The sequence below is a fragment of the Clostridium muellerianum genome (genome assembly GCF_012926525.1).
GTDB classification, from domain to species: domain Bacteria; phylum Bacillota; class Clostridia; order Clostridiales; family Clostridiaceae; genus Clostridium_AM; species Clostridium_AM muellerianum.
The window spans coordinates 115672-128287 of record NZ_JABBNI010000036.1; the positions used below are offsets into that span (position 1 = coordinate 115672).

A 12616-nucleotide genomic window follows, 5' to 3' on the forward strand; every position below is an offset into this window, starting at 1 on the left:
GGAATATGTTGTCACCAAAAGAACGTTTAAATAAGGCTTTTAATGGAGAAAAGGTTGATAGACCACCATGTATTTGTCCTGGAGGCATGATGAATATGGTCACAACAGAGTTAATAGAAGAAGCTCAAATAAAGTTTCCTGAAGCACACACTAATGCACAAATGATGGCTGGTTTAGCAGAAGCTGTGTATGAAAGAGGTTGTTTTGAGAATTATGGAGTTCCATTTTGTATGACCATTGAGGCGGAAAATTTTGGAGCAAAGGTTGATATGGGAACAAGGATTTATGAGCCTCATGTTGTAGAATATGCAATTGATTCTGTTAAGGAATGGAAGAAGATTTCTCAAATTAATTTTACAGAAGGAAGAGCAAAGGTAGTTATTGAGGCAATTAAATTATTGAAATCAAAAGGTACTGATGTTCCTATCATAGGTAATTTAACTGGACCTATTAGTACAGCAAGTTCTATAATGGAACCTTCTACCTTTTATAAAGAATTAAAAAAGAGCAATAAGGAAGCACATGAATTTCTTAATTTTGTTACAGATGAATTAATTACATTTGCAAAAAAACAAATAGAAGCAGGTGCTGATATAATAGCTATTTCTGATCCTAGTGGTACAGGTGAAATTTTAGGACCAAAATTATTTGAAGAATTTACTGTTAAATATATTAATAAAATTATTGAAGTTGTAAAAAAAGAGAATAAAGGTACAATTGTGCATATATGTGGGCAAATGAAGAGGGTGTATTCAGAAGTAAATAAGGTAAAAAGTAATGCCTTAAGTTTTGATTCTATAGTTAACATGAGTGATGCTAGAAAAAATTTAAAAGATAGAGTGTTAATGGGAAATGTAAGTACTTATACAATTGAGTTTGGGGAACCAAAGAAAATTGAAGAATTAACTGCAAAGTGTGTAAAAGATGGATCTAATATTATATCTCCAGCTTGTGGACTTGGAATGAAATCTCCTTTAAAAAATGTGAAAGCAATGCTAGAATATTTATCAAAAGGGGATGGAGATACTAATGTCTAAGATTTCTATTAAGTCACAGAATAAAAGCTTTGAATATACACCTGATAAAAATTTACTGCAAATTTTACTTGAAAATGATGTTTTTGTAAACAATCCTTGTAATGGAAAAGGGTCCTGTGGAAAATGCAAAATTAAACTTTTAGAAGGAAATTTACCTGATATCGGAGAAACAGAAGAGAAGCTTTTAAAAAAGGAAGAAATTGATTCAGGTATAAGACTTTCTTGCCTTGTAGTACCACAAGGGGATATTGTAATTGAAATTTTACAAAAAGAAGGAAAACATGACATACTTACAACAGGTTATACACCTGATTTTGAGTTTAATCCTTTAATTCATAAAGAGGTCTTTGAAATAGAAAAACCTACATTAGAAAATCAAGGTTCTTTTGAAGAACTTATATGTAAAACATTTGATGTTGAAAAGTTTGATTGGAGATTACTTCAGCAGCATGAATTTATAACTGGAAAAGTTACAGGAGTTTTTAATGGAAGAGAATTAATTGCAATTGAGTGCGGCGATACCACAGATATTCTCTATGGAGTTGCAGTTGATATTGGAACTACAACTGTTGTAACAGCATTAATTGACATGAAGACAGGTAAAGAATTAGCTACAGCTTCAATGATTAATGCTCAAAAGAACTTTGGATTGGATGTTTTAACTAGAATAACTTATGAAGTGGAGCATCCTGAAGATGGAAAAGAAAAACTGCAATATGCAATTGTAAATTCTATTAATGAGATGATTGGAGATATATGCAATAAATCAAAAGTAGATAGAAAAAATATTTATGAGATATCTATTGCAGCAAACTGTACAATGATGCATCTTTTGTTAGGGATTGATGCTACATCTATAGGAATGTCTCCATATTCACCAATATTTACAAAGTCAAAAAATATATTGGCTAAGGATATTGGATTAAAGGCAGCACCAGGTGCTAGATTATATTGTCTACCATCAGTTTCAGCTTATATAGGTGCAGATATTGTAGCTGGAGCATATGTTTGTCAGCTGCATAAAGCAAAGGAAAATGTTCTTTTTATAGATATTGGAACCAATGGAGAAATTGTTTTATCCAATCATGGAAAGTTGTTATCATGTTCTTGTGCAGCAGGTCCAGCTTTAGAAGGAATGAATATTAGTTCTGGAATGAGAGCAGCAGAAGGCGCAATTGAGGATGTAAAAATAACTGAAAGTGGAGTTGAAGTTCAGGTTATCGGAGATCAAAAGCCAATAGGAATATGTGGAAGTGGTATATTAGCTGTCGTAAAAGAACTGCTTCGTACAGAACTTGTAAAAAAGGATGGAGCATTTATAAAGAAAGAAAAGTTAGAGGAATCAGATTACAGATATGATATGATTCAATTAGATGGCAGAAAACGACAGTTTATTTTAGAAAGCAGTCCAGACCAAATACTAATTACACAAGGAGATATTCGCCAAGTGCAATTAGCAAAAGGAGCTATTCTTTCAGGTTTTTATGCTTTATTAAAAAAGGCTAATATTGATATGGACAATCTTGATAAAGTCGTTGTAGCAGGACAATTTGGAGCTCACCTATCAGCTGACAGTTTGGTAGGAATAGGAATTTTGCCAGAAAAAGTTGAAGATAAGCTATTATATGTAGGAAATTCATCCAAAACAGGTGCATATATGGCTCTTATGTCCGGTAAGGTAAAGGAAGAAATTGAACAACTAGCTCATCAAATAGACTATATGGAATTAGGTGCATCTGAAGGTTATGAAAAACTTTTTGCCGCATGCCTTATATTCCCTAGTTAGAATATAAATATAAGTTCTCTCAAACTAAAAATTTGGGAGAACTATTTTATTTTATGTTATAATGTGGCTAAAGATATAGTAGGATTTAGTGACAAAATATTTTTAGTTTAGATGTTATGGTAATTATAAGGAGGAGTAAGTTTGGTTATAGAAGTTGATAATAATATTTTGGATAAGCTTACTGAAACTGAAAGGATGGTAGTTGATTATATTAATTCAAATGAAAGTAATATACCTAATATGTCTATAGTTGATGTAGCAGAAAAATCATTTACTTCACCAGCAACTGTTTCTAGAACTATAAAAAAGTGTGGATTAGAGGGCTTTTCAGAATTGCGATATAAAATTTCAGCTAAGGAAGACTATAATCATGATTCTAAAAAGGTAAATGAGATATTAGGAAAATCTTTAATAGAGGTAACAAAGACAATAGAAAATATTTCGGTAAAGAATGTATTAAAAACTGTTAAGTTGATAAAAGAGTCAAAACGTATATATATTTTAGCTAGAGGTCTTACAGAACTTGTTGCTCAAGAATTTAATTTAAAACTGCAATTGCTTGGATATAATACATTTTTAATAGTTGATCCTAACATTATGAGGAAGATATGTAAAACCTTAAATGAGGATGAGCTTGTAATAGTTTTTTCTTTGAAAATTGGATCTCCAGAAATAGTAGAAGCAGCTGAAAGTGCAATTAAAACAGGAGCTAAATTGATCACTTGCTGCTGTGTTACAGGCAGCAAATTGGAAGAAATATCAGATATTACATTAATTGGGTACAAGCAATCTAGAACTGCTATAAAAGAATTTGAAGTTACTTCAAGATTACCACTGTTTATTATATCAAGAGCTATTATAGATTATTTAATAATTTAACTTATAATGGAAAGGTATGTATATAACCAAATTAAAAATAAATCAAAGAATGTAAAGATAATTAACAAAGTTAAACCAGATTCAGTAGTATATGATAATTATGAGTACATAGTTAACAGTGATATAGATGATAGTGAAGTACCACCAGGAAGATAATCCAAATATAAAAAAGAGATTTTCAAATTATTGAAAATCTCTTTTTGGTATTTTCAAAATCATTTATGTGTATGCAACACAGATAAAAACTCATCTTATTTATTTAATTGTACAAGAAATGTACGAAAGTTATGAAAACATTTTCTATATATACAAGTTAAAATAGAATTATAAATAAAGCACAAGGGAGAAAAAGAAAATGAGAAGAATTTTATCTACCAGAGAAATGCTAAAAAAAGCGAAATTAAATGGATATGCAGTACCAGCATTTAATATTCATAACATGGAAACATTGCAAGTTGTTGCAGAAACTGCAGCTGAATTAAAATCTCCAGTTATCATAGCAGGAACTCCATCCACCATTACTGACTATGCAGGAGCAGATTATATAGTTGCAATGGCAGAGGTAGCAGCAGCAAGATATGATATTCCAATATCTATTCATTTAGATCATTTTGAAAATATTGCTGAAATTAAAAATTATATAGATATTGGTTTTAAATCATGCATGATAGATGCATCAAAAAAAGCCTTTGAAGAGAATATAAGAATTGTTAAAGAAGTAGTAGAATATGCACATAAATATGATGTAACTGTTGAAGCAGAACTTGGTAAGTTAGGTGGAAGAGAAGATGATTTAGTAGTAAGTGAGAAGGATGCAATGTATACAAATCCAGATGATGCTGTAGAATTTGTAGCCAGAACAGGTGTAGATTCGCTGGCAATAGCTATAGGTACAGCTCATGGATTATATAAGGGGGAACCTAAACTAGACTTTGATAGATTGTTGGAAATTAGAAAAAAAGTTGAGGTTCCATTAGTACTACATGGTGCTTCAGATGTACCTGATGAATTAGTGAAAAAAGCTATATCTCTTGGAATTTGCAAAGTAAATGTAGCAACTGATTTGAAAATCCCATTTTCAAATGCTGTAAAGAAATACTTTAATGAAAATCCAGCTGCTAATGATCCGAGAAAATACATGACACCAGGAAAAGAAGCAATGAAGGACATAGTAAGACATAAAATAATAGTTTGTGGAAGTAATGATCAAGCTTAGAAAGACAGGTGGTGAAGAGATGATTTACACATTAACAACAAATCCAGCTATAGACATGAATTGTTATTCAAGCAGCAGTGAACCATTTAAAGTAAATAGAACTAATAATTTATCATATTCACCTAATGGCAAGGGGGTAAATGTATCACTAGTTTTAAATCATTATTCTATAGAAAGTAAGGCAATTGGCTTCTTTGGAGGATTTACAGGAAAGTATATTGTAGATGAGTTAAATAAGAGAAATATATCTACAATACCCTTTTGGATAGAAGAAAATACAAGAATAAATGTGTTTATAACTGTTGAAGGTAACAAGGAATTTAAATATGTAAATAAGGGGCCATTTGTTCCAGAAGAAACTCAAAAAGACTTATTAGAATATTTATCATCAAATTTAAAAAAGGAAGACTATTTGATAATAAGTGGAAGTTTGCCTCAAAGTATAAAACAGGATTATTATAATGAAATTTTAGATATATGTGCTGAAAAAAATGTAGAAGTTGTATTAGATATTAGTTCTAAAAAATTAAGGGAATTATTAAAATATAAACCATTATTAATTAAACCTAATGATGATGAAGTTAAAGAAATATTTGGGGTTGATTTAAAGGATGAAAATGACATAAAGAATGCATTGAAATATATTAATAAGCTTGGTGCAAGAAATATACTTTTAACTTTAGGGGAAAATGGCATGTATTTTTATGATGGTAAAAAAACTTACTATTGTACTGCACCTAAAATTAAACTTTTAAGCTCTGCATGTGCAGGTGATTCATCATTAGCAGCATTTTTAAGTGAATGGATATTTGAAGGTGATATTGAAAAAGCACTTAAAAAAGCATCTGCCACAGGAGCAAATGTTGCTGAGTCAAGTGCATTAGGAGACCTTAAGAAGGTATCCACATATATGCAAATAATAGATGTTAAGGAGGTAATGTAAATGAAAAAAATTGTTGCTGTTACAGGATGTCCTACAGGAATTGCTCATACATTTATGGCAGAAGAGGCGTTAAAAAAGGCAGCTGAAGAATTAGGTGTGGAAATAAAAGTAGAAACCAACGGTGCAGTTGGAGTTGAACATGAATTAACGGACAAAGATATAGAAGAGGCAGTTGGAGTAATAGTTGCATCAGATAAGGATGCCAGAGCTGACAGATTTATAGGAAAACCAACTATAGAGACTTCAGTTGTGGATGGAATACGTAAACCTAAAGAATTAATTCAGGCTGTACTAGATGGAAAAGTGCCTGTAAAAGGTGGAAAGGCATCAGAAAAATCCAGTACAAAGAAAAGTTCTGATGAAGTTGTAGGAAAACAATCTTTAACTAGGGATATATATAAGCATTTAATGAATGGTGTTTCTTACATGTTACCATTTGTTGTAGCTGGTGGTGTACTTATAGCAATATCATTTTTATGGGGTATATATTCCTTTGATCCAAAATCATCACAATATAATGCTACAGCAGCTATGATTAAGGGAATAGGCGGCCAAGCATTCTCAGTAATAGTTCCAATATTTACAGCATATATCGCTAATTCCATTTCTGGAAGGCCAGGTATGGTTGCAGGATTTGTTGGTGGACTTATAGCCAATACTACAGGATCAGGATTTTTAGGTGGTATTATTGCAGGATTCTTTGCTGGATACTTAATGCTTTACTTTAAAAAGTTATTATCAGGGTTACCAAAACAATTTGAAGGTTTAAAATCAATATTTATATTGCCGATAATAGGAATATTAATAACTGGTGTATTAATGACTTTACTAGGTGGACCAATAGCAGCTATAAATAAAGGTGCTATGGGATGGCTGGCATCTCTACAACAAGCAAACCCAATTTTATTAGGAATAGTTATAGGTTGTATGAGCGCGTTTGATTTTGGAGGTCCAGTAAATAAAGCAGCTTATTTAACAGGTACAATGCTTCTTGCACAGGGAAATTATTACTTCATGGCTGGTGTTTCAGCAGCATGTATAACGCCACCACTTGTAATTGCTTTAGCTACAACCTTTTTTAAGAAAAGGTTTGATGAAGAAGAAAGAGCTGCAGGTTTGGTAAACTACATTTTAGGTTGTACTCACATAACGGAAGGAGCAATTCCTTTTGCAGCTAAAGATCCATTGAGAGTTATTCCAATATTAATGATTGCATCTTCTATATCTGCTGTATTAAGTTACTTAATGAGAATTCAAGTACCAGCTCCACATGGTGGATTCTTAATATTACCACTAGTTAGCAGTCCATTATTATGGGTAGGTGCAATATTAGTAGGGTCAGCAGTTGGCGCAGTACTATATGGAACATATAGAGGATACGTTCAGAAAAAAGCAAAATAATTAGGTTTTATATTGTTATAAAGTATAGTTTAAGAGTAAAATTTAGAACTTATTTGTTATAAAGGGATGGATGATGAACTATGGAATTAAATAAATTAATAACAGAAAATACTATAGAATTAAATATAACTGCAAAGGATAAAGAGGATCTCATTGATAAAATGATTGATGTGTTAGTAAAGGATGGAGTAATACTTGATAGAGATAAATTCAAAGAAGATATTTATCATAGAGAATCCTTAAGCAATACAGGTATAGGCTTTGGAATAGCTATACCACATTCTAAATCAACAGCTGTAAAGGAACCAAGGATTGCCTTAGGAGTAATTAAAAATGGTGTTGATTATGATTCAATAGATGGAGAACCAGTAAATTTAATATTTATGATAGCAGTAAATGATTCACAAAGTGATCTTCATTTACAGGCGTTAGCTAACTTATCAAGAAAATTAATGCATGAAGAATTTAGAAATAATATACTAAATGCAAAATCAAAATCAGAAATACTAGAGATAATATAATAAGGTGAATTGAAAATAAGACTGTTGTATTGAAAGCAACAGCCTTATTTTTATATTAAGTTGAAATTTTAAGAACAATACTTCAAACACTGCATAATTCAAAATTCAATAATGCAGTGTTTATAAAAATTACTTATAAACAAGAAATCCATTTATTAAGAGTTATTTCGGGCGTCACCATTTTGTCCGTATTAAATTTGATATCAATGGCATTTGTAACAATTGCACTCTTACAAGCCTTTTCAATATCCTTTAATGTATGTCCAAGCCATCCTCCATTGGTTGCAAATGGAATTATAGTCTTGCCTGACAAATCATATTCAGATAAAAAAGTTGCAACTGCCGGTGCATAAGTATACCACCATACAGGAGTACCTATAATAATTGTATTATAGTCTTCCAAATTTACTCTAAGAGGTTTAATTTCCGGTTTAAATCCACGGTCTACTTCTTGTTTCCCTTGATCAACTACTGAATTGTAATCACCTGCATAAGGTTTTACTGTTTCAATTTCACAAATATCTGCATCAGTAGCCTTCTGAATCTGTTCTGCAATTTTCTTCGTATTCTTTGTGTATGAATAATACACAATCAACTTTTTTTCCATATAATCTATTCCTCCCAAACTTCTTTTGCTAGTGAAAATGCTGCCCATGCATTTGGCCAGCCCACATAAAATGCTAAATGTGTAATAATTTCAGCAATTTCTTCTGCAGTTACTCCATTATTTTTTGCATTTGTCATATGATATTTTAAAGAGTTGTCAAAAATTCCTTTTGTCATTAATGCTGTTACCGTAATTATACTGCGATCTCTAAGTGATAATTTATCCTCCCGTGACCATACCTCACCAAATAAAACATCATCATTTAATTCTGCAAATTTAGATGCAAATGTTCCAAGGGCATCTCTTCCTGCTGTTTGTTTTTTCATAAATATCTCCTTTTTTACTACATAATCTTATTTTAATTTTTCATATTCTTCATCTGTCACTGGTTCACACCACTCATTAGAAGCACTTTCTACTGGAACAGATAAGGACAGATGTGCAAAAGCCTCATCACATACAGCACCATGCCAATGTTTGATTTCTGGAGCAATATATACCACATCTCCACTCTTTAAAAGCTGTGGTTCTTTACCCATCTCCTGATACCAGCCATGACCACCCACACAGATTAATGTTTGTCCAGCACCATGATGAATATGCCAGTTATTACGACAACCTGGTTCAAATGTAACGTTACAGATAGTCACTTCATTACTATTCAAAAGACTTAAATAGCTTTTTCCAATGAAATAAGGTGCATAAGTAACATTTTCTTCTCCAAGTAAAAAGTTAGATACCTTTTCTAGTTTTTTTCTATCCATTTTTTTCTCCATTTCTTCTTTATATGATTTTTTATTTATTGATCCAAAATATATTTTAGTCTTGCATAAGTTCCTTTTATATCATATGATAAATACATTCTAATACCTAAACCTAACTTTAGGTCAATATTAAATTGAAACTTTTTGGAGGTAATTTATGAATTATTCTATTGGTGATATTTCAAAAATGTTAGATATATCTATATCAGCCCTACGTTACTATGACAAAGAAGGACTTCTTCCGCTTGTTAATAGAACATCTGGAAATGTTCGTGTATTTGATGATACTGATGTTGAATGCCTGAAAATGATAGAATGTTTAAAGAATACAGGTATGCCACTTAAGGATATCAAACAGTTTTTTCAGTGGTGTGAAGAAGGGGATACTACCATTGATCAGCGATATGAACTATTCCTTCGTCAGAGGGAAAAGACTGAAAAGCAAATTTCACTATTACAAAATGCTTTGGATAGAATTAATTATAAATGTGAATTTTATAGAATATCGAAAGAAAATGGGACAACAAATGTTCCTGGATTACGTGAAGAACTGGCTATGAAATTTTTAAATAACAATGCAGAAAAAGATGTAACTGACAAATAACAACGTTATTGCAATTAACGGTATACATAAATTTAATTGCAAATACCTTTACAAACATAGATTTTAAGAAAATCTATGTTTGTAAAGGTTATTTTTTTCGAAGGCTTTATAGCTGTTTTGATTTTAAGTTTTCATGGATTTTCTTTTCAAATATATGCTTATGAGAAATTTTTTGTTATTCTATTATATTAATTCTGTTAGATTTATGAACAATGTGATTAAGCCCCTCAGGAATATCCTTCATTGGTATTCTACATGAAATGTAAAACTAATGTACGAAGGAGAAAAATAGAATTAGTAACTTTAGTTTTTTTGAAATGAAGTATTGACATAAAGTTAACTTTATCCTTTATCATATGCTTGTAGATATCATTAATTATGATTAATAACCACTTAGTGAAGAAAAGATTGTTTTATGAATTATACCATTAAACAGGTTGCAGAAAAGATGGGGGTTACAGTTCCCATCCTTCGTTATTACGATAAAGAAGGACTTTTACCATTTGTGGATAAGAAGCCTAATGGAACTAGGGTTTTCAAGGACGAGGATTTTCAGGGATTGGCTATCATAACATTTATGTAAAATTCTGGAATGTCAATAAAGGACATAAAAAGGTATATGGATTTGTGCCAGGAGGGCGATAGTACGCTTAAGGAACGGCTGGAGATTTTCTTTGAAAGAAAGGAAATTGTTCAAAAGCAGATGAATGAATTAAATAAGGTGATGGAAACCATTAATCATAAGATATGGTACTATGAGACGGCAATTGAAGCTGGAACAGAAGCAATCCATAAGCAAAACAAAGAGCAAAAATAAGAAGACGAAACTAGAAAAAATTTCTGAAATAAAACAAATGAATTTTAGGAGGATAAAGTATGTATTTAGAAAAAATAAATTCACCAGAGGATGTAAAAAAATTATCAATAGATGAAATGAAGGATTTGAGTTCAGAAATCCGTAAGGTACTGCTTAAAAAGTTAAGTGAGCATGGCGGACATATTGGTCCTAATCTTGGAATTGTGGAGCTGACTATTGCACTGCATTATGTATTTAACTCACCAAAAGATAAGATTGTTTATGATGTTTCTCATCAAAGCTATATACACAAAATGCTTACTGGAAGAAAGGAAGCGTTTATCAATTCTGAAAAATATGATGAGGTTTCTGGTTATTCTAATCCAGAAGAAAGCAAACATGACTTTTTTAACATAGGACATACTTCAACATCTATAAGTCTTGCCTGTGGTCTTGCTAAAGCAAGAGACTTAAAAGCTGAGAAGGATAACGTAATTGCTATAATTGGAGATGGTTCACTAAGTGGTGGAGAAGCATATGAAGGATTGAATAATGCTGCTGAAGCAGGAACAAACATGATTATTATTGTAAATGATAATGATATGTCTATTGCAGAAAACCATGGTGGTTTATACAAAAATCTTAAGGAACTTAGAGATTCAGAAGGCAAATGTGAGTGTAATTTCTTTAAGGCAATGGGATTGGATTATCATTATGTAAAAGATGGACATGATTTTGAACAGTTAATCAGCGTATTTAACAAGGTTAAAGATACAGAACATCCTGTAGTTATTCATATTCATACAATTAAAGGAAAAGGGTTTGAATTTGCTGAAAAGAATAAGGAACAGTGGCACTGGGGAATACCTTTTGTATTAGAGACAGGAGAATCAAAGTTCTCTATGGGTGATGCAGAGGATTATGGAGACTTTACAGGAAAATACCTGTTAGATGTGATGAAACAGGATCCGAAAGTAGTTGCTATTACATCAGGAACTCCAGCAGTGATTGGTTTTAGCAAAGAAAGAAGAAAGGAAGCTGGCAAACAGTTTGTAGATGTTGGTATTGCAGAAGAACATGCCGTTGCTTTAGCTTCTGGAATTGCAGCAAATGGTGGAAAGCCAGTTTATGGAGTATACAGTACATTTCTTCAGAGAACATATGATCAGATTTCACAGGATTTATGCATAAATAATAATCCAGCAGTAATACTGGTAAATTTAGCATCTGTTTATGGAATGAATGATGTAACACATCTTGGATTATATGATATTGGCATGATGAGTAACATTCCTAATATGATATATCTTGCTCCAACATGTAAGGAAGAATATTTTGAGATGCTTAAGTGGGGAATGAGCCAGCAGGAGCATCCGGTAGCTATCCGTGTTCCAGCAATGGGAGTAATTAAAAGTGGAGTTGAAGATAAGACAGATTACTCTAAATTGAATAAATATCAGGTGACAAAAGCAGGAAAAGATGTTGCAGTGATTGCACTTGGAGATTTCTATCAGCTTGGTAAGGCAGTTGTTACAAAGCTTTCAAATGAAAACGGCATTGAGGCTACGCTAATTAATCCAAAGTATATTACAGGTGTAGATGAAGAAGTACTGGAAAGTTTGAAGAAAGAACATAAGCTTGTAATTACTCTTGAAGATGGCATTTTAGATGGTGGTTTTGGTGAAAAGATTGCAAGATATTATGGTCCTTCTGACATGAAGGTATTAAATTATGGTATCAAAAAGGAATTACTAGATCGTTATGTTCCAGAGGAACTTATGAAAAAAAATAGACTTACAGATGTTCAGATAGTAGAAAATATCATGAGTATCATCAAGTAAAATAAGATATTTCCTTGCTTAATTGGTTCTGCACTTAAGGATACTAGCATAGAAAATTTCTTAGAAATATTAGATATGCTGACCTTCACTGAATACAAAAGTGAAGGAGATTTCAGCGAATTAGTATGTAAAATACGATATGATGAAGATAGAACCAGGCTTACTTATATAAAAGCATTAAGCGGTACGGTATTTTAAAGGTTAGAGAAGAAATAATGGTG

General features: G+C 31.7%; 16 protein-coding genes. 13 read left to right on the forward strand and 3 right to left on the reverse strand.

Features of this window, described 5'->3' with window-relative positions; genetic code table 11:
* Positions 1 to 5: 5 nt before the first annotated feature.
* The 8 genes from HBE96_RS16675 to HBE96_RS16710 all read left to right on the forward strand — a co-directional run bounded on the left by HBE96_RS16675 (position 6) and on the right by HBE96_RS16710 (position 7783).
* Positions 6 to 1037: a methylcobamide:CoM methyltransferase MtbA gene (locus HBE96_RS16675; protein ID WP_169298858.1), complete on the forward strand. Its 1032-nt coding sequence runs from the start codon at positions 6 to 8 to the stop codon at positions 1035 to 1037.
* Positions 1030 to 2823, forward strand: coding sequence for an ASKHA domain-containing protein (locus tag HBE96_RS16680; protein WP_169298859.1), 1794 nt, complete (start codon positions 1030 to 1032; stop codon positions 2821 to 2823). Before HBE96_RS16675 ends, HBE96_RS16680 begins: the two co-directional genes overlap by 8 nt.
* Before the next feature lie 141 nt (positions 2824 to 2964).
* Positions 2965 to 3702, forward strand: coding sequence for a MurR/RpiR family transcriptional regulator (locus tag HBE96_RS16685; protein ID WP_169298860.1), 738 nt, complete (start codon positions 2965 to 2967; stop codon positions 3700 to 3702).
* 6 nt (positions 3703 to 3708) lie between these two features.
* The gene (locus HBE96_RS16690; RefSeq protein ID WP_169298861.1) at positions 3709 to 3858 is read left to right on the forward strand and encodes a hypothetical protein; all 150 of its coding nucleotides are present in this window, start codon (positions 3709 to 3711) and stop codon (positions 3856 to 3858) included.
* A gap of 199 nt (positions 3859 to 4057) precedes the next feature.
* Positions 4058 to 4918 (forward strand): tagatose bisphosphate family class II aldolase, encoded by an 861-nt coding sequence (locus tag HBE96_RS16695; protein WP_169298862.1) that lies wholly within the window; start codon positions 4058 to 4060, stop codon positions 4916 to 4918.
* Between the two features lie 19 nt (positions 4919 to 4937).
* The gene (pfkB, locus tag HBE96_RS16700) at positions 4938 to 5861 is read left to right on the forward strand and encodes a 1-phosphofructokinase (protein ID WP_169298863.1); all 924 of its coding nucleotides are present in this window, start codon (positions 4938 to 4940) and stop codon (positions 5859 to 5861) included.
* On the forward strand, positions 5862 to 7262 hold the full coding sequence (locus HBE96_RS16705) for a PTS fructose transporter subunit IIC (RefSeq protein ID WP_169298864.1): 1401 nt from the start codon (positions 5862 to 5864) through the stop codon (positions 7260 to 7262). It begins immediately after the preceding gene.
* An 80-nt stretch (positions 7263 to 7342) separates the two neighbouring features.
* A complete protein-coding gene (locus HBE96_RS16710; RefSeq protein ID WP_169298865.1) occupies positions 7343 to 7783 on the forward strand; it encodes a PTS sugar transporter subunit IIA in 441 nt (146 codons plus the stop codon).
* Positions 7784 to 7916: 133 nt separating this feature from the next.
* On the opposite strand, the gene HBE96_RS16715 is transcribed toward HBE96_RS16710, so the two are convergent.
* The 3 genes from HBE96_RS16715 to HBE96_RS16725 are packed head-to-tail and all read right to left on the reverse strand — an operon-like array spanning position 7917 to position 9154.
* Positions 7917 to 8390, reverse strand: coding sequence for a flavodoxin (locus tag HBE96_RS16715; RefSeq protein WP_169298866.1), 474 nt, complete (start codon positions 8388 to 8390; stop codon positions 7917 to 7919).
* Positions 8391 to 8395: 5 nt separating this feature from the next.
* Complete coding sequence (locus tag HBE96_RS16720; RefSeq protein WP_169298867.1) at positions 8396 to 8716, reverse strand: carboxymuconolactone decarboxylase family protein; 321 nt, start codon at positions 8714 to 8716, stop codon at positions 8396 to 8398.
* A 27-nt stretch (positions 8717 to 8743) separates the two neighbouring features.
* Complete coding sequence (locus tag HBE96_RS16725) at positions 8744 to 9154, reverse strand: cupin domain-containing protein (RefSeq protein ID WP_169298868.1); 411 nt, start codon at positions 9152 to 9154, stop codon at positions 8744 to 8746.
* Between the two features lie 157 nt (positions 9155 to 9311).
* Here HBE96_RS16725 and HBE96_RS16730 point away from each other — a divergent pair, with 157 nt between their 5' ends.
* The 5 genes from HBE96_RS16730 (at position 9312) to HBE96_RS26740 (ending at position 12593) form a co-directional block, all read left to right on the forward strand.
* On the forward strand, positions 9312 to 9758 hold the full coding sequence (locus HBE96_RS16730) for a MerR family transcriptional regulator (RefSeq protein ID WP_169298869.1): 447 nt from the start codon (positions 9312 to 9314) through the stop codon (positions 9756 to 9758).
* Between the two features lie 415 nt (positions 9759 to 10173).
* Positions 10174 to 10341 carry a MerR family DNA-binding transcriptional regulator gene (locus HBE96_RS26420; protein WP_243186972.1) on the forward strand — a complete coding sequence of 56 codons (168 nt, stop codon included), beginning with the start codon at positions 10174 to 10176 and terminating at the stop codon, positions 10339 to 10341.
* A gap of 9 nt (positions 10342 to 10350) precedes the next feature.
* Positions 10351 to 10575 carry a MerR family transcriptional regulator gene (locus HBE96_RS26425; protein ID WP_243186973.1) on the forward strand — a complete coding sequence of 75 codons (225 nt, stop codon included), beginning with the start codon at positions 10351 to 10353 and terminating at the stop codon, positions 10573 to 10575.
* A 59-nt stretch (positions 10576 to 10634) separates the two neighbouring features.
* Positions 10635 to 12395 carry a 1-deoxy-D-xylulose-5-phosphate synthase gene (locus HBE96_RS16740; protein WP_169298870.1) on the forward strand — a complete coding sequence of 587 codons (1761 nt, stop codon included), beginning with the start codon at positions 10635 to 10637 and terminating at the stop codon, positions 12393 to 12395.
* A gap of 75 nt (positions 12396 to 12470) precedes the next feature.
* Positions 12471 to 12593, forward strand: coding sequence for a hypothetical protein (locus tag HBE96_RS26740; RefSeq protein WP_281064356.1), 123 nt, complete (start codon positions 12471 to 12473; stop codon positions 12591 to 12593).
* The last annotated feature ends 23 nt before the right edge of the window (positions 12594 to 12616 follow it).

What these genes read in the sequence shown, in the direction of transcription:
- HBE96_RS16675 (WP_169298858.1), top strand. Translation starts at nt 6, where the DNA reads ATGTTGTCACCAAAAGAACGTTTAAATAAGGCTTTTAATGGAGAAAAG.
- HBE96_RS16680 (WP_169298859.1), top strand. Translation starts at nt 1,030, where the DNA reads ATGTCTAAGATTTCTATTAAGTCACAGAATAAAAGCTTTGAATATACA.
- HBE96_RS16690 (WP_169298861.1), top strand. Translation starts at nt 3,709, where the DNA reads ATGGAAAGGTATGTATATAACCAAATTAAAAATAAATCAAAGAATGTA.
- HBE96_RS16695 (WP_169298862.1), top strand. Translation starts at nt 4,058, where the DNA reads ATGAGAAGAATTTTATCTACCAGAGAAATGCTAAAAAAAGCGAAATTA.
- pfkB (WP_169298863.1), top strand. Translation starts at nt 4,938, where the DNA reads ATGATTTACACATTAACAACAAATCCAGCTATAGACATGAATTGTTAT.
- HBE96_RS16705 (WP_169298864.1), top strand. Translation starts at nt 5,862, where the DNA reads ATGAAAAAAATTGTTGCTGTTACAGGATGTCCTACAGGAATTGCTCAT.
- HBE96_RS16710 (WP_169298865.1), top strand. Translation starts at nt 7,343, where the DNA reads ATGGAATTAAATAAATTAATAACAGAAAATACTATAGAATTAAATATA.
- HBE96_RS16715 (WP_169298866.1), bottom strand. Translation starts at nt 8,390, where the DNA reads ATGGAAAAAAAGTTGATTGTGTATTATTCATACACAAAGAATACGAAG.
- HBE96_RS16720 (WP_169298867.1), bottom strand. Translation starts at nt 8,716, where the DNA reads ATGAAAAAACAAACAGCAGGAAGAGATGCCCTTGGAACATTTGCATCT.
- HBE96_RS16725 (WP_169298868.1), bottom strand. Translation starts at nt 9,154, where the DNA reads ATGGATAGAAAAAAACTAGAAAAGGTATCTAACTTTTTACTTGGAGAA.
- HBE96_RS16730 (WP_169298869.1), top strand. Translation starts at nt 9,312, where the DNA reads ATGAATTATTCTATTGGTGATATTTCAAAAATGTTAGATATATCTATA.
- HBE96_RS26420 (WP_243186972.1), top strand. Translation starts at nt 10,174, where the DNA reads ATGAATTATACCATTAAACAGGTTGCAGAAAAGATGGGGGTTACAGTT.
- HBE96_RS26425 (WP_243186973.1), top strand. Translation starts at nt 10,351, where the DNA reads ATGTCAATAAAGGACATAAAAAGGTATATGGATTTGTGCCAGGAGGGC.
- HBE96_RS16740 (WP_169298870.1), top strand. Translation starts at nt 10,635, where the DNA reads ATGTATTTAGAAAAAATAAATTCACCAGAGGATGTAAAAAAATTATCA.
- HBE96_RS26740 (WP_281064356.1), top strand. Translation starts at nt 12,471, where the DNA reads ATGCTGACCTTCACTGAATACAAAAGTGAAGGAGATTTCAGCGAATTA.